This is a genomic window from Vibrio sonorensis (assembly GCF_001854765.1).
GTDB classification, from domain to species: Bacteria; Pseudomonadota; Gammaproteobacteria; order Enterobacterales; family Vibrionaceae; genus Vibrio; species Vibrio sonorensis.
Genome location: NZ_LJJE01000095.1, coordinates 1 through 20,384, shown reverse-complemented (window position 1 = coordinate 20,384; position 20,384 = coordinate 1). Strand labels below are relative to the sequence as shown.

19 protein-coding genes and 3 pseudogenes are annotated in these 20,384 nt (G+C 43.9%); 13 read left to right on the top strand and 9 right to left on the bottom strand.

Annotated elements, in window-relative coordinates; all coding sequences use genetic code 11:
* Positions 1-184 precede the first annotated feature (184 nt).
* The 8 genes from BLO31_RS18000 to mlaF form a co-directional block, all read right to left on the bottom strand.
* Complete coding sequence (locus tag BLO31_RS18000) at positions 185-925, bottom strand: 1-acylglycerol-3-phosphate O-acyltransferase (RefSeq protein ID WP_070970007.1); 741 nt, start codon at positions 923-925, stop codon at positions 185-187.
* A 95-nt stretch (positions 926-1,020) separates the two neighbouring features.
* Positions 1,021-2,277 carry a UDP-N-acetylglucosamine 1-carboxyvinyltransferase gene (murA, locus tag BLO31_RS17995; protein WP_070970004.1) on the bottom strand — a complete coding sequence of 419 codons (1,257 nt, stop codon included), beginning with the start codon at positions 2,275-2,277 and terminating at the stop codon, positions 1,021-1,023.
* 9 nt (positions 2,278-2,286) lie between these two features.
* A complete protein-coding gene (gene ibaG / locus BLO31_RS17990) occupies positions 2,287-2,541 on the bottom strand; it encodes a BolA family iron metabolism protein IbaG (protein WP_070970001.1) in 255 nt (84 codons plus the stop codon).
* Between the two features lie 3 nt (positions 2,542-2,544).
* On the bottom strand, positions 2,545-2,862 hold the full coding sequence (locus BLO31_RS17985; protein ID WP_070969998.1) for an STAS domain-containing protein: 318 nt from the start codon (positions 2,860-2,862) through the stop codon (positions 2,545-2,547).
* A complete protein-coding gene (locus BLO31_RS17980; protein WP_070969995.1) occupies positions 2,859-3,497 on the bottom strand; it encodes an MlaC/ttg2D family ABC transporter substrate-binding protein in 639 nt (212 codons plus the stop codon). The genes BLO31_RS17985 and BLO31_RS17980 overlap by 4 nt, the downstream gene beginning before the upstream one ends.
* A gap of 3 nt (positions 3,498-3,500) precedes the next feature.
* On the bottom strand, positions 3,501-3,989 hold the full coding sequence (gene mlaD / locus BLO31_RS17975; protein WP_070969993.1) for an outer membrane lipid asymmetry maintenance protein MlaD: 489 nt from the start codon (positions 3,987-3,989) through the stop codon (positions 3,501-3,503).
* Between the two features lie 2 nt (positions 3,990-3,991).
* Positions 3,992-4,780: a lipid asymmetry maintenance ABC transporter permease subunit MlaE gene (mlaE, locus tag BLO31_RS17970; protein WP_070969990.1), complete on the bottom strand. Its 789-nt coding sequence runs from the start codon at positions 4,778-4,780 to the stop codon at positions 3,992-3,994.
* The gene (gene mlaF, locus BLO31_RS17965) at positions 4,780-5,577 is read right to left on the bottom strand and encodes a phospholipid ABC transporter ATP-binding protein MlaF (protein ID WP_070969985.1); all 798 of its coding nucleotides are present in this window, start codon (positions 5,575-5,577) and stop codon (positions 4,780-4,782) included. The genes mlaE and mlaF overlap by 1 nt, the downstream gene beginning before the upstream one ends.
* A 244-nt stretch (positions 5,578-5,821) precedes the next feature.
* On the opposite strand from mlaF, the gene BLO31_RS17960 reads away from it, so the two are divergent.
* The 11 genes and pseudogenes from BLO31_RS17960 (at position 5,822) to mgtE (ending at position 14,657) form a co-directional block, all read left to right on the top strand.
* The gene (locus tag BLO31_RS17960) at positions 5,822-6,787 is read left to right on the top strand and encodes a calcium/sodium antiporter (RefSeq protein ID WP_070969982.1); all 966 of its coding nucleotides are present in this window, start codon (positions 5,822-5,824) and stop codon (positions 6,785-6,787) included.
* An 18-nt stretch (positions 6,788-6,805) separates the two neighbouring features.
* Positions 6,806-7,768 carry a KpsF/GutQ family sugar-phosphate isomerase gene (locus tag BLO31_RS17955; RefSeq protein ID WP_070969981.1) on the top strand — a complete coding sequence of 321 codons (963 nt, stop codon included), beginning with the start codon at positions 6,806-6,808 and terminating at the stop codon, positions 7,766-7,768.
* A 179-nt stretch (positions 7,769-7,947) separates the two neighbouring features.
* Positions 7,948-8,510 (top strand): annotated as a pseudogene (lptC, locus tag BLO31_RS17950) (LPS export ABC transporter periplasmic protein LptC).
* A complete protein-coding gene (lptA, locus tag BLO31_RS17945; protein ID WP_070969979.1) occupies positions 8,491-8,988 on the top strand; it encodes a lipopolysaccharide transport periplasmic protein LptA in 498 nt (165 codons plus the stop codon). Before lptC ends, lptA begins: the two are co-directional and overlap by 20 nt.
* Positions 8,989-8,990: 2 nt before the next feature.
* Entirely contained in the window at positions 8,991-9,716 is a 726-nt protein-coding gene (gene lptB / locus BLO31_RS17940) for an LPS export ABC transporter ATP-binding protein (protein WP_070969977.1), read from the top strand.
* Positions 9,717-9,765: 49 nt separating this feature from the next.
* A pseudogene (locus BLO31_RS17935) lies at positions 9,766-11,233 on the top strand (RNA polymerase factor sigma-54).
* A gap of 25 nt (positions 11,234-11,258) precedes the next feature.
* Positions 11,259-11,546, top strand: coding sequence for a ribosome hibernation promoting factor (hpf, locus tag BLO31_RS17930; RefSeq protein WP_070969974.1), 288 nt, complete (start codon positions 11,259-11,261; stop codon positions 11,544-11,546).
* Between the two features lie 2 nt (positions 11,547-11,548).
* Positions 11,549-11,994: pseudogene (gene ptsN, locus BLO31_RS17925) on the top strand (PTS IIA-like nitrogen regulatory protein PtsN).
* 8 nt (positions 11,995-12,002) lie between these two features.
* Positions 12,003-12,866: an RNase adapter RapZ gene (gene rapZ, locus BLO31_RS17920; RefSeq protein WP_070969971.1), complete on the top strand. Its 864-nt coding sequence runs from the start codon at positions 12,003-12,005 to the stop codon at positions 12,864-12,866.
* 2 nt (positions 12,867-12,868) lie between these two features.
* Positions 12,869-13,147, top strand: coding sequence for an HPr family phosphocarrier protein (locus tag BLO31_RS17915; protein WP_070969969.1), 279 nt, complete (start codon positions 12,869-12,871; stop codon positions 13,145-13,147).
* Positions 13,148-13,298: 151 nt separating this feature from the next.
* Positions 13,299-14,657 (top strand): magnesium transporter, encoded by a 1,359-nt coding sequence (mgtE, locus tag BLO31_RS17910; RefSeq protein WP_070969966.1) that lies wholly within the window; start codon positions 13,299-13,301, stop codon positions 14,655-14,657.
* A 34-nt stretch (positions 14,658-14,691) separates the two neighbouring features.
* Here the strand turns inward: mgtE and metH are convergent, their stop codons facing one another.
* On the bottom strand, positions 14,692-18,369 hold the full coding sequence (gene metH, locus BLO31_RS17905; protein ID WP_070969963.1) for a methionine synthase: 3,678 nt from the start codon (positions 18,367-18,369) through the stop codon (positions 14,692-14,694).
* Between the two features lie 190 nt (positions 18,370-18,559).
* On the opposite strand from metH, the gene BLO31_RS17900 reads away from it, so the two are divergent.
* Together BLO31_RS17900 and BLO31_RS17895 are read left to right on the top strand one after the other, a co-directional pair.
* Positions 18,560-19,852 carry a cation:proton antiporter gene (locus BLO31_RS17900; RefSeq protein ID WP_070969960.1) on the top strand — a complete coding sequence of 431 codons (1,293 nt, stop codon included), beginning with the start codon at positions 18,560-18,562 and terminating at the stop codon, positions 19,850-19,852.
* Between the two features lie 148 nt (positions 19,853-20,000).
* Positions 20,001-20,384: helix-turn-helix domain-containing protein (locus tag BLO31_RS17895; protein WP_245688521.1), on the top strand; the 384-nt coding region annotated here is incomplete at its 3' end.

Here is a 20,384-nt window from a genome sequence, read left to right as displayed (position 1 = left end):
GGGAGTCCACTTTTAAAAGAGGCCACATCGCAAGGTGTGGCCTTTTTTATGTTTGTTATCTTTGACGAACATAAGGATAGCCAGCCCATTTAAATAGTACCCTCTCCTACTTTTATAAAGGACATCTAGCTTGTTACAGGTACAAAAAAGCCAGCACTCAGGCTGGCTTTCGGTAAATAAGGTTCTAGCTCTTTATTGCTTGCTTTTGGTTTAACAAAGCCACTTCACTATCTAAGGCTTCTAACTTAGTTTTCATTTGCTCTCGGCATACTTTGGCAAGCTCTCGAACGTTTTCTTTAGCATAACCTTCAATGGAAACAGGAGGCAGCATTTCAACAATCACATGCCCGTTATCCCACCTGTTAAGTTTAATATCACCTGTAGAGCTACAAACGATAGGAATAATAGGCAAACCAGCACCGATAGCCGCGTGAAAGGCGCCTGTCTTAAACGGTAGCAGTCCACGACCTCTTGAACGTGTTCCCTCTGGAAACATCCATACAGACACATCGCTGTTGTTCATACTGTCTACAACTTGATCAATGGTCCCTTTGGCTTTTGTTCGATTCGCTCGATCAATAAGGATATTACCAGTGAGCCAGTAAAGCTGGCCAAACAATGGCAACCAAGCTAAGCTTTTTTTCCCAACGGTTACGACTTTTGGTGTAACAGCAGAAGACACCGTAAACATATCCCAGTTGTTTTGATGGTTAGCGATATAGATGTGCTGACCGCGCTTATAAGCATCTTCGGGAAGCCGTAAGTCCAATTTGATGCCAAAAATCCTAGACATCTTGGCAAACAAGCGTCCAAAAGTGAACACGTGTTTAGGGTTACGTGGGCTAAGTAAACAGTAGCCACAGCCAAATACAAACATGACTATCGCAAATACTGCAACAGCAAATACACGTAATAAAGCAATCATTGTTTCTCTCCAATAGCGGTCATATTGCGCCGCTCATGGCTAAAAAAGCCGAAACCTAGGTTTCGGCTAACATTTATGGCGAAAGTGTAACCTTTCTACTTGATTCGCTCAATCTTCACACCGAGTTTAGAGAGCTTATCTTCAATTTTGTCGTAACCGCGATCAATGTGGTAGATACGATCAACTATGGTCTCACCTTGAGCAATACAGCCGGCAATAACCAAACTCGCAGAAGCGCGAAGATCAGTAGCCATTACCTGTGCACCACTTAGATGGTCCACGTCTCCACAGATTACGGTATTACCTTCGATTTCAGCTTTGGCTCCCATACGCATCAGCTCTGGAACCTGCATAAAGCGGTTTTCGAAAATGGTTTCAGTTATCACACCACCGCCCTTTGCCATCATATTTAGCAAAGAGAACTGTGCTTGCATATCGGTCGGAAACCCTGGGTGTGGTGCAGTGCGAATGGACACGGCTTTTAAATCGCGCCCGGTCATATCAGCACTAATCCAATCATCTCCAGTTTCAACTAGAGCACCCGCTTCTTCAAGCTTGGCCAATACAGCTTCTAACAAATGAGCGCTGGTATTGCGACAAACGACTTTACCGCCAGAAACCGCGGCTGCCACAAGAAAGGTTCCTGTCTCAATTCGGTCTGAGATAATCTTATGTTTACCACCAGATAAACGTTCTACGCCTTCGATAGTAATAGTGTCGGTACCCGCACCTGTAATTTTCGCGCCTAGTTCATTTAGAAAGTCAGCGGTATCGATTACTTCAGGCTCACGCGCTGCATTACCCAACACGGTTTTACCTTCTGCTAGTGCTGCAGCACACATCGTTGTGATAGTGGCACCAACACTGACTTTGTCCATTACTACATGTGCACCTTTAAGGCGGCCATCTACACTCGCTTTGATATAGCCGTCTTCTAGTTCAATTGTCGCTCCTAGCTGTTCTAGACCGTAGATATGCAGATCTACTGGGCGAGCACCAATTGCACATCCACCTGGTAGTGACACTTGCCCTTGACCAAAACGCGCTACCAAAGGCGCTAACGCCCATATGGATGCTCGCATGGTTTTTACTAGATCATAAGGCGCACAATATTCATTGATGCCGCTTGCATCAACATGAACAGAACCATTGCGTTCTACTTTAGCACCTAGACGTTTGAGTAGTTCCATCGTGGTATCGATGTCACGAAGATGCGGTACGTTGGCAACTTCAACAGGCTCTTCAGCAAGAATTGACGCAAATAAAATAGGTAGTGCTGCGTTTTTAGCACCTGAAATGGTTACTTCGCCAACCAGTGGTTGGTCTGAACCTGTAATTCGAAATTTGTCCATTATAAAACCTTAAAGCGACATCAATTTTTTATCACGAGCCCATTCTTGTGGTGTGTAGGCTTTGATTGAAACGGCATGAATGTCATTGCGTTGAATATACTCCATTAAAGGGCTGTAAATTAACTGTTGCTTCTTAACGCGGTTCATTCCTTCGAAACAAGCATCAACAGCAACCACTTCATAGTGGCTTCCTTCACCCTTGACATGCAGTTCTTCGAGTTGAAGAGCTTCTTCTAAAATCTGTTGTACTTTTGCGCTATCCACGACTTACCCCTGTTTATTCTTTACATGCTCGGCCACTAGTGCTTCAACATTACTCAATTGGAACAATGTTGTTAATTGCTCTGGCACGAAACTGAGCATTATATGACAGTTTTGATTTTTTGCATTCTCTATTAAGTGGATTAGCATCACCATTCCAGAAGAGTCGATACGATCCACATATTCTAAAGAGAGCTCAAATTGGGAAGTATTAGACTTCCACGCCTTGAGCATGTTCCACAATGCAGGTACCGTCTCTCGACTAAGCTCCCCTAATATTTGGGCCTTTTCATCACAAGACTGTTGCCACTGGGGATGACTCATTGGACCTCACTTTCAAAACGGACGGGATTTTTTGCTAGCGTTTCTAACTCTTTAGCCACCGCAAGCACGCCCTCTTGGCGAAGCTTTCCGCTCCATTCTGATTGTTTGCTAGAAAGTAAACTCACTCCTTCTGCTATCATATCAAAAGCGTACCAATCCCCATTTTTCTCACGGCGAAGTTTAAACTCAAGCTTTATGCTTGGTCGCGCGGGATCAACAATATCGACACGAATTGAAGTGATGCGCTTTTTGGGATCGAGCTTTGGTTCCGGCCCAAATTCAATTGTTTGATCTGAATACTGAGTCAGTACCTGAGCATATGAAGTGATCAAATAACCATGAAACGCATTAATAAATTCAATGACATCTTCGCGTTTAGACTTCTTTGCATGGGGACCAAGAAGCTTTAATGCTGCATATTTATCGTTGACATATGGCATCAACTCTTCTTCGACAATCTGCTTCAAGTAATCTGGATTTTCTCTAACTTGATCCTGTTCTGACTTCAAGCGCTCAAACGCTTGCTCCGAAACAACTTTCATCATCTCGTATGGCTGCGTTTTATCGATAGGCTCTGCGACTAGTGACGCTGGCCAAAATAGTACAAAGAGGGTTAAGACTAACTTTTTTAACATTCCCTATTCCTCTGATTCATTGTCTGTGCCGCCAACGCTGTAAAGTACCTGACCAATCAAGTCTTCAAGCACCAACGCTGACTTTGTATCTTCAATGTAGTCACCATCCACCAGCATGGCTTCATCATCAAAAACAAAGCCGGGGGTTAACCCTATATATTGCTCGCCAATCAGGCCAGATGTCAGGATTTGCACGCTAGATGTTTCCGGAAACTGTCGATATTTGCTGTTGATAGCCAAGGATACCACTGGCAACAGAGATTCCGTATTTAAGCTGATCCCAGAAACTCTACCAACCAGTACACCACCTACTTTAACCGGTGAACGCACCTTCAAAGTTCCTATATTGTCGAACTCTGCATGTAAAGTATAAGTTTCACTCGAACCCAATCCTTTTACGTCAGCAACTTGAAAAATCATCACTAAAATCGCGACAATCCCAGCTAAAACGAAGCTACCAACCCATAATTCTGTCTTTTTTGTCTGTTGCATGATTAATTCCCAAACATCAATGCGGTTAGTACAAAATCTAATCCCAATATGGCCAACGACGAATGTACTACAGTACGCGTCGTTGCCTTGCTAATCCCTTCAGATGTAGGGATTGCATCATAACCGTTAAATAGAGCAATCCAAGTAACGGCGATAGCAAAGACTAATGACTTAATCATGCTATTGCCGATATCTTGTCCCAGCTCTACAGAAGCTTGCATCGTGGCCCAAAAGCTTCCATGGTCGATCCCTTTCCAGTCGACACCAACAAGCTGTCCACCCCATATTCCTACCGCCATAAAAATCATGGCTAACAGAGGCATTGAGATCACCCCAGCCCAAAATCGTGGAGCAATGACTCTTTTTAATGGGTCAACGGCCATCATTTCCATACTAGACAACTGTTCAGTGGCCTTCATTAACCCGATTTCGGCAGTAAGAGCTGATCCTGCTCGACCTGCAAATAACAAGGCTGTCACAACTGGACCCAATTCTCGAAGAAGAGAAAGGGCTACCATTTGTCCTAATGCCCCTTCCGCGCCAAAATCGACTAAAATGACATACCCTTGAAGACTTAATACCATGCCAATAAACAAGCCTGATAACACGATAATCACAAGAGACTGTACACCCACACTGTAAAGCTGCTTAACCAAAAGAGGTAAATTTTGCAGTGGCTTAGGGCGGGTAAAAATAGCACCAGCAAGCATAAAGCTCGCTCGACCAAACCCTTCACATACCGACATTGCTCGCCTGCCTATGGCGGCAACTGATTGAGCAACTGAAAACATTATAAAAACAGCTCCTTCTCTAGTGACTGCGCGGGAAACCGGAAAGGAACAGGTCCATCGGACTCACCAAGCAAAAACTGTTTCACTCGCGGATCATCATTCTCTCGTAATTGCTGTGGCGTGCCTTTGGCGATGATCTTTCCATTTGCAAGGATATATACCCAATCGGCAATACTCATAACCTCAGGTACGTCATGTGAGACCACTATAGAGGTCACTCCCAGTGCGCGATTTAGATTGCCAATAAGTTCGACTAAACCCCCCATAGTAATGGGGTCTTGGCCAACAAAAGGTTCATCGTACATGATAAGTTCGGGATCAAGAGCGATTGCTCTTGCTAAAGCCGCACGCCTTGCCATACCACCAGACAACTCACTTGGCATTAACTGAGCAGCGCCTCTGAGTCCAACGGCTTCAAGCTTTAAAAGCACCAAAGTACGGATTAAAGATTCATCTAACTCAGTGTGCTCTCGCAGTGGAAATGCCACGTTATCAAATACGTTTAAATCCGTGAACAAGGCTCCTGATTGGAACAACATGCTCATCTTTTTTCGCTGTTGATAAAGTGAAGAGCGGCTTATCGCAGGGATATTGTGGCCATCAAATATAATTTTGCCTTGTTCAGGTTTTATTTGACCACCGATCAATCGAAGCAACGTGGTTTTTCCTATCCCTGAAGGCCCCATGATCGCGGTTACCTTCCCTTTGGGTACATGAAGGCTAACATCATCAAAGATTGTCCTTTCTCCGCGTGAGAAAGTCAGGTTTTCCACTGACACCAAGTTTTGACAAGACATAAAGAACTCTAGCTCAAATGTACTTATGTAAATAGGCAATCATAAGCACAATAGATAATAATTAAAAGCACTGTTCGATTAATTCTAAGCGACTTCAAACGTCGATGCGAGTCAATCATACTTACTGTAAAGAAATAATTATGTCTTTAGCGGTAATTAATTACATCTTGTGCTTTCAATTTGCAGAGCAACACGTCAAAATTAACGGTTAAATTGTTTTGTTGTTGAATAATTGGGAATCATCATGTTTGAAGCGGTCGCGTTTCTTATTGTCGGTCTTGTTTTGCTGGTGTGGAGTGCCGATAAATTAGTGTTTGGAGCAGCCGCTCTAGCTAGGAATGTGGGCATTTCTCCACTGGTTATCGGTATGACCATATTGGCTATGGGATCATCAGCGCCGGAGATGATGGTTTCTGCAACTGCCGCTCTGGACGGAAAGACGGATACCGCAGTTGGAAATGTCATCGGCTCGAATATCGCCAATATCGCACTGATTCTCGGTATTACGGCTTTAATTAAGCCACTCTCTATTAGTTCTCCCGTACTTCGACGTGAACTTCCTTTAATGATGGGCGTCACACTACTAGCAGGCCTACTGTTATGGGACAGCTATTTAGGATTCTATGAAGGCGTTCTTCTGTTTGTTCTCTTTACCGTATTTATCCTCGCAATGTTGCGGATCAGTCGCAATGAAAAGAAAAATGGCGACGCGTTTATCGAAGAGCAGGAATCCGAAATACCAGAAGGTGTTAGCAACGCTAAAGCCGGAATTTGGGTAGTAGTTGGACTGATCCTATTGCCATTTGCCGCAAACATGCTTGTCGACAACGCGGTCGTCATTGCCAAAATATTTGGTATGAGTGACTTAGTTATCGGACTGACGATTATCGCTGTCGGTACAAGCCTTCCAGAACTTGCCGCCTCATTGGCTGGCGTTCTAAAAGGCGAAGACGATATGGCAGTTGGTAATATCATCGGCTCTAACGTATTTAATATCTTAGCCGTGATGGGTATCCCTGGCATTTTAAACCCTTCTGTACTCAGTGAATACGCGATGGGCAGAGACTTTTGGGTAATGCTTGCTCTTTCCCTTTTGTTAGTGGCTATGGCTCTTGGAAAGTCCCGAAGTATCAACCGCTTTGAAGGTACTTTTTTGTTTGCCTGCTTTATCGCCTACCAAGGCTATCTTCTGATGAATATGTCAGCCTAACCCCTAGTGGAGACTTATATGTTTGACTATCGCCAAGTTGCTTTAGACGTACTGCGAACTGAAATATCAGCATTGGAGCAGTTGAAGCAATATCTCAATGAGGACTTTACGACAGCCTGTGAATGGTTTCTTAACAATCCGGGTAAAGTTGTCGTTATGGGGATGGGTAAGTCTGGACATATCGGAAACAAAATAGCGGCAACATTCGCCAGTACTGGTACATCCTCATTTTTTGTTCATCCTGGAGAGGCTGCACACGGTGATCTTGGCATGATTGGCAATGACGACGTGGTTCTAGCGATTTCAAATTCTGGTGAATCATCAGAGATATTGGCGCTTTTTCCAGCATTAAAAAGGCGCCACGTCAAAATCATTAGCATGACTGGGAAACCCACCTCCAGTATGGCCAAGCTTGCTGACCTTCACCTTCAAATTACGGTACCTAAAGAAGCGTGCCCATTAGAACTCGCTCCAACGTCCAGTACCACCGCTACGCTAGTTATGGGTGATGCTATCGCGGTAGCACTAATGCAAGCGAGAGGCTTTACAGCGGAAGACTTTGCTTTATCTCATCCTGGTGGCGCATTAGGCCGAAAACTTCTTTTGAAGTTAGAAGACATTATGCACACTGGAAGTAAACTACCCTTGGTCACTAGTGATACCTTAGTGCGTGATGCATTGATAGAAATAAGTGAAAAAGGCCTTGGCATGACGGCAGTAGTCAACCGGAATAATGAGTTAGAAGGCATATTTACTGATGGTGACTTGCGTCGGATTCTAGATAACAGAGTAGATATTCACAATGCACACATTGGTGAGGTGATGACCCGCAACCCAACAGTTGCCCACCCCAATTTACTCGCTGCTGAAGGGTTAAATTTGATGCAGGATAAAAGCATAAATGGGCTTTTGCTGTGCGAAAACAATGTGGTTGTCGGCGCACTTAATATGCACGATTTGTTAAAAGCAGGAGTCATGTAAACGGCTTAACTGTGTTAATCTGTCAGCAATTCACAAGAAAACCAATGTGTGTTGGTTATACAAGTGAAACTTATATAACGGTAATTAGCGAACACTAAATACATGCAAAAAAGATATAGTAGCTTAATAATTAAGCCTGTTATTAGAACTATGTATCATCATTTATTAGGATTTCGACGATGAACCTAAGTAGAATTGGCTACATTGTTGCGGTTCTCGTAGTATGTGTCTCGGGTTACTATCTACTTGAAAAAGGTCAAGAGTACGACATTCAAGTAGAACCAAACAAAGAACTCCCCATGTTTAGTGGTGTTGACCTAGTCAATACGTCTTTCAACGAAGATGGGATACGTAGCTACGTTATTACTTCAGTAGAGCTCGATCACTATGCTCTCAGTGGTGACACCATTTTTGATAGCCCCGTACTCAAGGTCTATCGAGAGGCTCAACTCAAGAGTGGGAAATTACCGCAAAACACGGCGTCTTAGATAAAGAGCAGGTTTTGACTCTTTATGAAGACGTGGTAGGTAAAAACTTATTACCAGATTCTGGCTTTGATACTCTCACTACTGAGTCGATGAGTATCCAATTAGAAAATAGAGATTTTTGGGCTGATAACCAAGTTGTGTTGGTCGGCCCTCAGTTTGAAACCGTAGGACAAGCGATGCAAGGCAACCTCGCTGACAATACCGCCGTCCTCTATAAACATGTACAAGGCAGATATGAAACTCTCACACCTTAGTTTGTTCGCTTGTTTATTAATGTCTGGTCAAGCGCTTGCGCTTTCTACTGATCGCGATCAGCCTATTTATATTGACTCAGACAGTCAGCACCTAGATATGCAAAGTAACAAAGTCACATTTGAAGGCGATGTTAAGCTCAAACAAGGCAGTATTAACATTAATGCCGACAAAGTCATTGTGACTCGCGACCCTAAGAATGGCAGCATTCAAGAAATTGAAGGCTTTGGCGAGTTAGCCACCTTTTCTCAGCTCACCGATGATGGAAAAACGCTTTATGGTGAAGCTCGCGAGCTGTACTACGTAATGCTCGATGATCAACTCACAATGATTGACAACGCAATGTTGTCTCAGGATGACAGCGTTATTCGTGGAACAAAAATCCGCTACAAAATTTCATCTCAAAAACTCATCGCTGACGGTAAGCAAAAAGGCGACCGAGTATCAACTGTACTTCAACCACAGGCCGTTCAAGAATAATTATGGCATTACTTAAAGCGCAACACTTAGCCAAGAGCTATAAAAATCGCAGAGTCGTTTCTGACGTTAGCCTTGAAGTAGAATCAGGTCAGATTGTTGGTCTACTTGGCCCCAATGGTGCAGGTAAAACAACGTCTTTCTATATGATTGTAGGGTTAGTTGCCAGAGATGAAGGCACGATTAGTATTGATGATACCGATATCAGTATTTTACCTATGCACAGTCGTTCTCGAATGGGCATTGGTTACCTGCCTCAAGAAGCGTCCATATTTAGAAAACTCTCTGTCGAAGACAATATTATGGCAGTACTAGAAACACGCGAAGAGTTAACCCGAGAAGAACGCCAAGATCGATTGGAAGATTTATTAGAAGAATTCCACATACAGCACATTCGCTCCAGTGCAGGTATGGCACTATCAGGTGGTGAACGACGTCGAGTAGAGATTGCACGCGCTTTAGCAGCAAACCCTCAATTTATACTACTCGATGAACCATTTGCTGGTGTAGACCCAATATCTGTTATCGATATCAAGAAGATTATCGAACATTTAAGAGACCGTGGTTTGGGAGTCTTGATTACTGACCACAACGTTCGCGAGACGTTAGATGTGTGTGAAAAAGCTTATATCGTAAGCCAAGGACACCTCATCGCTAAAGGAACACCGGAACAAGTTCTCAACAATGAACAAGTAAAACAAGTTTATCTCGGTGAACAATTCCGTCTATGATTAAATAAAGAACGAAAAGATTCTGCAGCATTAAGGCAAGTAATACTGAATGAAACCCTCATTACAACTCAAGCTAGGACAGCAGTTAGCTATGACCCCTCAGTTGCAACAGGCAATTCGTCTGCTGCAATTGTCGACTCTGGATTTGCAACAGGAAATCCAAGAGGCGCTGGAGTCTAACCCTCTGCTAGAAGTTGAAGAGGGGAGCGAAGAACTAGCCAATAGCGAAGAAAAAAAGAGTGAAGACGTTAAAGAAATCAGCGCAGACTCTGCAGAATCCAGTGAAAGTGACGTAGTTGACAGTTCGGAGTTAATAGAGAAATCCGAGATCAGCTCCGAGCTCGAAATGGACACGACTTGGGACGATGTCTACAGTGCAAATACTGGTAGTACCGGACTTGCACTCGATGATGACGCGCCCGTTTATCAAGGCGAAACCACAGAATCTCTTCACGATTACCTAATTTGGCAATTGGATCTCACGCCTTTCAGTGAAACGGATAGAACCATTGCAATGGCCTTGATTGATGCCATCGACGATTATGGGTATCTCACTCTGTCTCTTGACGAAATTCTAGAAAGCTTCGACCACGAAGATATAGAATTAGAAGAAATCGAAGCAGTACGAAAGCGTATTCAACAGTTTGATCCGCTAGGTGTTGGCTCGATAAATCTTCAAGATTGCCTCCTTCTTCAATTAGCGACTTTCCCAGAAGATACTCCATGGCTTACAGAAGCTAAGCAAGTGCTTACCAATCATATCGACCAACTTGGCAATCGAGACTACAAGTTGATCATCAAAGAAGCCAAGATCAAAGAAGCAGAATTAAGAGAAACGCTGAAACTCATTCAGCAACTGGACCCAAGACCGGGCAGTCGTATTGCCAGTGAACATGCTGAATATGTCATACCAGATGTTTCCGTATTTAAAGATCACGGAAAATGGATTGTGACCATCAACAGACAGTGTGCCAAGATTGAAAGTAAACCAACAATACGCAAGTTTGGGTAAAGGAAACAGTGCAGATAGTCAGTATATCCGCACCAATCTACAAGAAGCCAAATGGCTTATTAAAAGTCTTGAAAGCAGAAATGAGACCTTGCTTAAAGTCGCCAAGTGTATCGTTGAGCACCAAAGAGGCTTTTTTGAGCATGGTGAGGAAGCCATGAAACCTATGGTACTCAATGATGTCGCTCTCGCAGTCGATATGCATGAGTCCACCATCTCAAGGGTCACAACTCAAAAGTATATGCATACCCCAAGAGGGATTTTCGAATTGAAGTTCTTTTTCTCCAGTCATGTTAGTACCGACAACGGAGGAGAGTGTTCATCTACTGCAATTCGCGCACTAATCAAAAAATTAGTCGCAGCCGAAAATAGTGCCAAGCCACTGAGTGATAGTAAAATTGCAGCACTTTTGGCTGACCAAGGGATTCAAGTTGCAAGGCGAACCATCGCCAAGTATCGAGAGTCATTAGGCATCGCCCCTTCAAGTCAGCGCAAACGCCTGTTATAAGGCCAACAACCGAGAAGGAAAGTCTATGCAAATCAATATTAAAGGCCACCACGTTGATCTAACCGATTCAATGCAAGACTACGTAAACTCTAAGTTCGATAAACTTGAGCGATTTTTTGACCACATCAATAATGTTCATGTGGTACTCAAAGTAGAAAAACTCCAACATATCGCAGAAGCTACCCTTCACATTAATCAAGGCGAGATACACGCCTCCGCCGATGAGGAAAACATGTATGCCGCTATCGATGGACTAGTGGACAAACTCGTCAGACAACTCAATAAGCACAAAGAAAAGTTAAGTAATCATTAACCATGCAATTAAGCGAAATACTCACATTGGACTGCACAAAAAGTGCAGTCAATGTACTAGCAAAAAACGAGCGTTAGAAATGATCAGCGAAATTGTCGCTGAACACACAGGCCAAAACTCGACTGAATTATTCGAGTGTATGCTGAGTAGAGAAAAAATGGGGAGTACAGGTATTGGCAATGGTATTGCTATTCCTCACGCTCGTATGCACCACAGTGATAAAGCCGTTGCAGTCTTCCTGCAATGTGAAACGCCAATCGAATTTGATGCTATAGATAACCGCCCTGTAGACCTTCTATTCGCCCTCCTTGTCCCAGACGCACAGTGTAAAGAACACCTAAAAACACTATCCAAAATGGCGGAGTGTCTTAACGACAAACAAGTCACGAAACAACTTCGCAAAGCTCAAAGTGATCAAGAGCTTTATGACATCATGATCAACCGGTAAGCCAAGTTATGCGATTAATAGTAGTAAGTGGGCAATCTGGAGCGGGTAAAAGTATCGCCTTACGAGTGCTCGAAGACTTGGGTTATTACTGCGTTGATAACTTACCGGTTAACCTATTAACCGCTTTTGTTACCTCAGTAAAAGGCAGTAAGCAAAACGTCGCCGTCAGTATTGATATACGCAACCTCCCCAAAGAACCATCACTGGTAGAAGATGTACTTCAGCAATTAAAACAAGGCACCGATGTCAGTGTTCTGTTTCTAGATGCAAACAAGGAAACGCTACTTAAACGTTACAGCGAAACTCGACGAATACATCCCTTGTCACTTGCCGACGATAAACCTTCATTAGAGCAGGCAATTGAACGAGAGAAATCTGTCCTGTCTCCGCTAAAAGAACATGCCGATCTCGTTTTAGATAGCAGTAACCAGTCTCTGCACGAGCTCAGTGAAACGGTGAGAATGCGCGTCGAAGGACGTGAGCGCAAAGACTTAGTGATGGTGTTCCAGTCTTTTGGATTCAAGTATGGCCTACCAAGTGATGCCGATTATGTTTTCGATGTCCGCTTTTTGCCCAACCCTCATTGGGAACCGGATCTACGCCCAATGACCGGCTTAGATGCACCAATCAAACACTTTTTAGAAAAACACTCAGAAGTGATTGAACTCAAACACCAGATTGAAGCCTTTATTGAAAACTGGCTACCTATGCTAGAAAAAAACAATCGAAGTTACCTGACAGTGGCCATTGGCTGTACTGGGGGTAAACACCGCTCTGTATACCTTACCCAGCAAATTGGTGAATACTTTTCTGCGTTAGGTCATCAAGTGCAGATTCGTCATACCTCGCTTGAGAAGGGCAATAAGGAGTAGAGATGCAACAGCAAAGCCGCACGGTTCTTATACAAAATCGTTTAGGTCTTCACGCACGAGCTGCTGTAAAGTTAGTCGAGCTTGCTCAGTCCTATGAAGCGGTACTCAGCGTACAAAATGACGATGGTAAAGAAGCCACTGCAGATAGCGTAATGGGTTTGCTAATGCTTGAATCTGCCCAAGGTGAATACGTCACTATCAGCGCAGAAGGCAGTGATGCTGCCGCGGCTTTGGAAGCGGTATGCCATCTAATTGAAGACAAATTCGAAGAAGAAGACTAACTGTTTTACACTGCTGACCCTAGCCCACTTGGCTACCAAAATCCGAGCTTTCTCATTTAATCTCTTCCCTTTCACATTAACTTATTAAACACCGTGTAAAATTAAGTTACTATTCAATACATTGTGAGAAAGTAGAAATAAGGGGGAAAAGATGGCCGAGCAAATAGAATTCGATCAAGCTCACCAAGCCCTCCAAGAAGTAACTGAAGCTTTGGAAAATGGACGTTTTGTTCACGTCCGCCGCCAACTGCAAGATATGGAACCAGAAGATATCGCACATCTTCTGGAAGCGTCACCGCGCAAAAGCCGTGATGTTTTATGGCAGCTAACCGATCCTGAAGACTACGGTGAGATCCTCGACGAACTAAATGAGGATGTTAAAGATGACCTAGTCTCTAAAATGGCGCCTGAATCCATCGCCGAAGCGACTGAAGGCATGGACACCGATGATGTCGCCTACGTTCTCCGTAGTTTACCTGATGACGTGTCACGTGAAGTTCTTTCCCAAATGGACATTGCGGACCGTCTACGTGTCGAAACAGCCCTTTCTTATCCAGAAGACACTGCCGGTAGTTTGATGAACACCGACGTTATCACTATTCGTGCTGACGTTGATGTGGATGTTGTGCTTCGCTATTTGCGGATGAAAGGAGAGCTGCCAGACGCGACCGATGCACTATATGTTATCGATGATGATAGCCACCTTATCGGTGAGTTAGCCATTACCACCCTGCTAACAAGCCAACCCGACACTAGAGTCAGTGACATTATGGATGACGCAGACGATGCCATTGCCGTTGATACCAGTGCCACGGATGTCGCCAGTCTGTTCGAGCGTCGCAACTGGGTTTCTGCACCCATTATAGATGAAGACCAGCACTTAGTAGGTCGTATTACGATCGATGATGTCGTCGACGTTATCCGTGAAGACGCAGAGCACTCCATGATGAGTATGGCGGGTATGGACGATGACGAAGATACCTTTGCTCCAGTGGTTAAGTCCGCAAGAAAGCGTAGTATTTGGCTAGGCGCTAATGTATTGGCCGCTCTGGCAGCCGCATCGGTGTCGAATATGTTCGAAGCCACCTTAGATCAAATGGCTGCAATTGCAGTACTCATGACTATCGTTCCATCGATGGGAGGCGTAGCTGGTAACCAAACCGTTGCACTTGTCATCAGAGGCCTAGCGTTAGGCCATATCGGTGACGCCAACAAACGTGAACTCCTTATCAAAGAAGGCCTAATTGGTTTGCTCAACGGTATTCTATGGGCTCTTATCATCGGTGGTATCGTCGTCGCTTGGAAAAGTGACTGGATGCTTGGGGGGATCATCTCAGCAGCGATGCTCACCAATTTGCTAGTAGCAGGTATAGCTGGTGTCACCATCCCTATTCTCCTCAAGAAAATGAAGATAGACCCTGCATTGGCTGGTGGGATGGCTCTGACAACCGTTACCGACGTAATCGGCCTATCCGTCTTTTTAGGATTGGCCACGATAATGATTTCCTAGTAATAAAAAAGTCTGGCTTAGCCAGACTTTTTTATTACTTAAGGTTAGGTCCCAACCATTTCTCAGCTTCAAGCATATCCCAGCCTTTTCGCTCTGCATAATCCTCGGCCTGATCTTTTTGGATCTGCGCAATAGCGAAATAACGAGAATCAGGGTGAGAGAAGTACCATCCAGATACTGACGCCCCTGGCCACATTGCATAGCTCGTAGTCAAAGACATATCTATCGTCTCTTCAACTTTCAACAACTCCCATAACGAGCCCTTCTCTGTATGCTCAGGACAAGCTGGGTAGCCTGGTGCTGGTCGAATCCCTTGATACTTTTCGCGAATAAGATCATCGTTGCTCAGGTCTTCATCAGCCGAGTAACCCCAAATCTCTTTGCGAACTCGTTCGTGTAGGTATTCTGCAAAAGCTTCTGCTAAACGGTCAGCGACCGCCTGAATCATAATCGCATTGTAATCGTCACCTTTGGCTTTGTACTCGTCAGCCAACTCGCGCTCTCCAATACCTCCAGTGACAGCAAACGCACCAACCCAATCTTTCTTACCACTCGACTTTGGTGCGATATAGTCTGATAAACAGTAGTTGAAGCCTTTAGGCTTCTCGGTTTGCTGACGCAAGTTGTAGAGTACCTTTGAAACCTCAGTACGAGATTCATCGGTATAAACTTCAATATCATCGCCTATGCTTGCTGCTGGGAACAGTGCACACATACCACGAGCTTTCAGCAAGCCTTCTTTTTCCACTCGATCTAATAGGTCATTAGCATCTTTAAATAGTCTTTGTGCTTCTTCACCGACTTCTTCATGCTTCAAAATCGCAGGATACTTACCTACCAATGACCAAGTCATAAAGAATGGGGTCCAGTCAATATAATTGCGAAGTACAGAGACATCAAAATCGTCAAATACGTGTACACCCGGTTTCGCAGGAACTGGTGGTGTGTAATTTTCCCAATCGATAGCCACGCGATTATCCCGTGCTTTTTGCAAAGTTACTGGCTTGGTTCGAGGTTTCTTGCGATTGTGCTGGTCGCGTACACGCACATAATCAGCATCCAGTTTCTCGACAAATTCAGGTCGTAACGCATCAGAAAGTAATGAAGTACAAACACCTACAGCGCGGGAAGCATTGTTTACATAGACCACTGGATGTTTGTAGTTCTGCTCAATCTTAACTGCGGTATGCGCTTTTGAGGTCGTAGCACCACCAATTAGTAACGGAAGATCAAAACCTAAACGCTCCATCTCCTTGGCAACATGAACCATTTCATCCAAGGATGGTGTAATTAGGCCAGATAGACCAATAATATCGACGTTCTCTTCTCTGGCCACCTTTAAAATCTGCTCACAAGGCACCATTACACCAAGGTCAATGATCTCATAGTTGTTACATTGAAGAACAACGCCCACAATGTTTTTGCCGATATCGTGAACATCACCTTTTACTGTCGCTAATAGGATTTTACCGTTAGAAGTACCCGCTTGTTTCTCGGCATTAATGTAAGGTTCTAGATAACCCACGGCCTGTTTCATTACACGAGCGGATTTAACCACCTGAGGCAAGAACATCTTACCTTCACCAAACAAGTCCCCAACAACGTTCATGCCTGCCATCAGTGGGCCTTCAATCACCTCTAACGGCTTCGAAGCTTGCGATCTCGCCTCTTCAGTATCCTCAGTAATAAACTCGGTAATACCTTTGACCAGAGCATGCTCTAAACGCTTGGCCACATCCCAAGTACGCCATTCAAGAGCCGAAGCATCCTCTTCTTTACCTACCGCATTTTCACGGTACTCTTCCGCTATATCTAACAGTAGTTCCGTTGCATCATCACGACGGTTCAGTACCACGTCTTCAACTGCATGGCGTAATTTCTCTGGTACGTTGTCATAGATCTCCAACTGACCAGCGTTAACGATACCCATATCCATTCCATTTTTGAAACAGTGATATAGGAACACAGCGTGAATCGCTTCACGTACGTAGTTGTTACCGCGGAATGAGAAAGATACGTTAGATACACCACCTGAAATCATGGCATGAGGTAAATCTCGTTTGATATCCGCAACCGCTTCTATAAAGTCAACGGCATAGTTATTGTGCTCTTCAATACCCGTTGCAACAGCAAAAATATTCGGGTCAAAGATAATATCTTCAGGTGGGAAACCAACCTCGTCGACTAGGATGCGATAAGCGTTGGTACAGATCTCCAATTTGCGCTCGCGAGTCTCCGCTTGGCCCACCTCATCGAAGGCCATAACGATAACTGCTGCACCGTACTTGCGAACGAGTTTAGCTTGCTCGACAAACTTCTCTTTACCTTCTTTTAGAGAGATAGAGTTAACGATGCCCTTGCCTTGAATACACTTAAGCCCTGCTTCAATCACTTCCCATTTAGAAGAGTCGACCATAACTGGAACTTTAGATATTTCCGGCTCAGAGGCACAAAGATTTAAGAAGCGAACAATACAGGCCTCGGCATCAAGCATCCCCTCATCCATATTGATGTCGATGATTTGAGCACCGTTTTCAACCTGTTGTCTTGCTACCTCAAGCGCTTCATCATACAGCTCTTCTTTAATCAGGCGCTTAAATCTCGCGGAACCCGTCACGTTAGTACGTTCACCAACGTTAACAAATAGAGTTTCTTTTTCTATGGTAAGAGGTTCAAGACCAGAAAGTCGACAAGCTACAGTCAAATCAGGAATTGCCCTTGGCGTTACCCCATCTACCGCGTTCGCCATTTGACGGATGTGTTCGGGTGTCGTACCACAACACCCACCAATCAAGTTTAAGAAGCCACTATTCGCCCATTCAGCAACATGTTCGGCCATATCTTCTGGGGATAAATCGTATTCACCAAAAGCATTAGGAAGACCAGCATTCGGGTGGGTTGATACGAAAGTTTCACTGATACGAGACAACTCTTCAACATACGGACGAAGTTCATCCGGTCCTAATGCACAGTTTAAACCAAAAGAAATTGGACGCACATGGCGCAATGAGTTGTAAAAGGCTTCAGTTGTTTGACCTGAAAGAGTTCGGCCCGACGCATCTGTAATAGTACCTGAGATCATCACCGGCAGAGAGTAACCAATCTCCTCAAATACGCTTTCTACAGCAAACGCACAAGCCTTAGCATTGAGAGTATCAAAGATGGTTTCGATCAAAATGAGATCAGAGCCGCCCTTGATCAAAGCACGAGTAGATTCGGAGTATGCTACGACGAGATCATCAAAGCTGACATTTCGATAGCCGGGATCATTTACATCAGGAGAAATAGAACAAGTACGGTTTGTTGGGCCTAAAACACCTGCAACGAACCTCGGCTTTTGCGGCGTTTTTGCAGTCCATTCATCAGCGGCTTCACGCGCTAACTTAGCCGCGACAAAGTTAATTTCCTCACTAAGGCTTTCCATATCATAGTCAGCCATAGCGATGGTTGTTGCATTAAAGGTATTAGTTTCAAGGATATCAGCACCAGCTTCTAGGTACTCTAAGTGAATATTCTTGATCAGTTGAGGCTGAGTAAGAACCAAAAGGTCATTATTACCTTTTACGTCACAGTGCCAATCACCAAAACGCTCACCGCGATAGTCATTTTCTTCAAGCTTGTAATCCTGAATCATGGTACCCATACCACCATCAATCAGCATTATTCTTTGCTTTAAGTGCGCTTCTATCTGTTGTCTTACATTGCTTCCCACAGTACAGCCTCATTCCTTTTATAATCCGCCCATCCTACCACAGATCCAGCAGGAGTCTAGACGTCTAAATGTACAATCACAAAACTAATTATTAAGCCTAATTCTGACAAAGTAATAACGAAAAATAGATTGAAGTTTCATCAGTTAAACATGACAATTCATTTACATCCTGTTACAAATGAGAAGAATGATGTCCATTTATCACACGCTTTGCTTTCTGTCAGCAGCCGCCATGCTAATTGCTTTTATCAACAGCAAGATAGTAAAAATGCAAACGACAATAGCGATAACAGCAGGATCGATGTCACTCTCGCTACTCATTTTAGTGGCTGGCCAAAATGGCTGGTTTTCCCTTAACCATCTCGCAGCAGAAACCGTTGCTAGTATCGATTTCGAAGACTTTCTTCTAAAAGGTATCCTCGGTTTTTTGCTATTTGCCGGAGGGTTGGGCATCAAACTACCTAATTTAAAAGATCAAAAATGGGAAATAACCGTACTAGCACTTGGAGCTACACTGCTCTCGACCTTTTTTATCGGCTTTGCTCTCTACGGGTTCTGTCAGTTAATCCAAATACCGTTTGAACTAATTTATTGTCTACTATTTGGCGCATTGATTTCGCCAACCGATCCAATCGCTGTATTGGCGATAGTAAAAAAACTCAACGCGCCAAAACGTATTTCAACTCAGATAGAAGGAGAGTCCCTTTTTAACGACGGTTTTGGCTTGGTTATATTCGTAACGCTCTTCACCATCGCCTTCAGCTCTGAAACGCCAACAGTAGGAAGTGTTTCCTTACTATTTGTACAAGAAGCCATAGGGGGTATCGTATATGGCTTTGTATTGGGGCTACTTTCTCACTACCTAATCAGTTCTACTGATGACCACTCAATGGAATTACTTCTTACCATTGGCGTCCCCACTGCAGGGTACGCATTTGCTGACATCATTCACGTGTCTGGCCCTCTTGCCATGGTGGTATCAGGAATAATGATCGGAAACTGGACCCGTTTTGTTGGTTTCTCCAAAGAAAGCGAAACACATCTAGACCACTTTTGGGAACTGGTCGATGAATTTTTGAACGGTGTATTGTTTTTGTTAATTGGTATGTCGATGCTCCTATTCGAATTTCACAAGGAAGACTGGCTACTCATGGCTTTTTCAATACCTCTAGTACTAACATCAAGATACGTCAGCGTTCGCATTTCTTATATGGGATTTAAACGATTTAGAAGTTACAACCCTTGGTCGGTTAACATTCTTACTTGGGGCGGTTTACGTGGTGGGCTTGCTTTAGCAATGGCGTTATCGGTTCCCTCTGGAGTATGGGTTATACAAGACAAACTTATTGACGTAAAAGAGATCGTTTTGGTAATGACTTACTCAGTAGTCGTCTTCTCTATACTTGTTCAAGGCTCTACGATTACTCCTATGATAGAGAAAGCGAAACAAGCAGAGCAGTCAGAAGAAAATAAACCATTGTAAAGCTAAGTGACTAGCATGCTGTATGCAGGGTCGTTGTAAGACTCTACACGGTATTCATATAGGCCACATTCCTTTAAACATAGCCTAACCAACTGAACTAATACCAATCTAAGTAAAAATATGATCTAATTGAGGCTGTTACTTTCTTGTGAAAACGGATGCTATGGACAGCCTCGATAACATTGACTTTAAAAAGCTCGCTAGCCAACAAAAATCTATCCAGATGAAGATGCGATTACTCGCATTGGCCCACTTTAAAGATGGTCACTCTCGCACCCAAATCGCCAAGTTCCTTAAAGTCAGTAGAACCAGTGTGAACAGATGGGTACAAACGTTCCTTGAGGAAGGACTTGAAGGGCTGCAAGAAAAACCAAGAACAGGTCGGCCTGCCTTTCTTAACCCTCAACAACGTGAGCAATTAAGCCTATACATAAAGAATCGAGCAGAGGATTCATCCGGGGGCAGGTTAACTGGCGCTGATATTCATGCCTATATCTTCGAAGAGTTTGGTAAATACTACCATCCAGACTCG

Bases quoted from the DNA above. Each gene is read 5' to 3' on its own strand.
- mgtE (WP_070969966.1), top strand. From the start codon at position 13,299: ATGGCCGAGCAAATAGAATTCGATCAAGCTCACCAAGCCCTCCAAGAA.
- BLO31_RS17915 (WP_070969969.1), top strand. From the start codon at position 12,869: ATGCAACAGCAAAGCCGCACGGTTCTTATACAAAATCGTTTAGGTCTT.
- BLO31_RS17955 (WP_070969981.1), top strand. From the start codon at position 6,806: ATGTTTGACTATCGCCAAGTTGCTTTAGACGTACTGCGAACTGAAATA.
- BLO31_RS17960 (WP_070969982.1), top strand. From the start codon at position 5,822: ATGTTTGAAGCGGTCGCGTTTCTTATTGTCGGTCTTGTTTTGCTGGTG.
- BLO31_RS18000 (WP_070970007.1), bottom strand. From the start codon at position 925: ATGATTGCTTTATTACGTGTATTTGCTGTTGCAGTATTTGCGATAGTC.
- BLO31_RS17980 (WP_070969995.1), bottom strand. From the start codon at position 3,497: ATGTTAAAAAAGTTAGTCTTAACCCTCTTTGTACTATTTTGGCCAGCG.
- lptA (WP_070969979.1), top strand. From the start codon at position 8,491: ATGAAACTCTCACACCTTAGTTTGTTCGCTTGTTTATTAATGTCTGGT.
- mlaF (WP_070969985.1), bottom strand. From the start codon at position 5,577: ATGTCTTGTCAAAACTTGGTGTCAGTGGAAAACCTGACTTTCTCACGC.
- lptB (WP_070969977.1), top strand. From the start codon at position 8,991: ATGGCATTACTTAAAGCGCAACACTTAGCCAAGAGCTATAAAAATCGC.
- murA (WP_070970004.1), bottom strand. From the start codon at position 2,277: ATGGACAAATTTCGAATTACAGGTTCAGACCAACCACTGGTTGGCGAA.
- mlaE (WP_070969990.1), bottom strand. From the start codon at position 4,780: ATGTTTTCAGTTGCTCAATCAGTTGCCGCCATAGGCAGGCGAGCAATG.
- mlaD (WP_070969993.1), bottom strand. From the start codon at position 3,989: ATGCAACAGACAAAAAAGACAGAATTATGGGTTGGTAGCTTCGTTTTA.
- rapZ (WP_070969971.1), top strand. From the start codon at position 12,003: ATGCGATTAATAGTAGTAAGTGGGCAATCTGGAGCGGGTAAAAGTATC.
- hpf (WP_070969974.1), top strand. From the start codon at position 11,259: ATGCAAATCAATATTAAAGGCCACCACGTTGATCTAACCGATTCAATG.
- BLO31_RS17985 (WP_070969998.1), bottom strand. From the start codon at position 2,862: ATGAGTCATCCCCAGTGGCAACAGTCTTGTGATGAAAAGGCCCAAATA.
- BLO31_RS17900 (WP_070969960.1), top strand. From the start codon at position 18,560: ATGTCCATTTATCACACGCTTTGCTTTCTGTCAGCAGCCGCCATGCTA.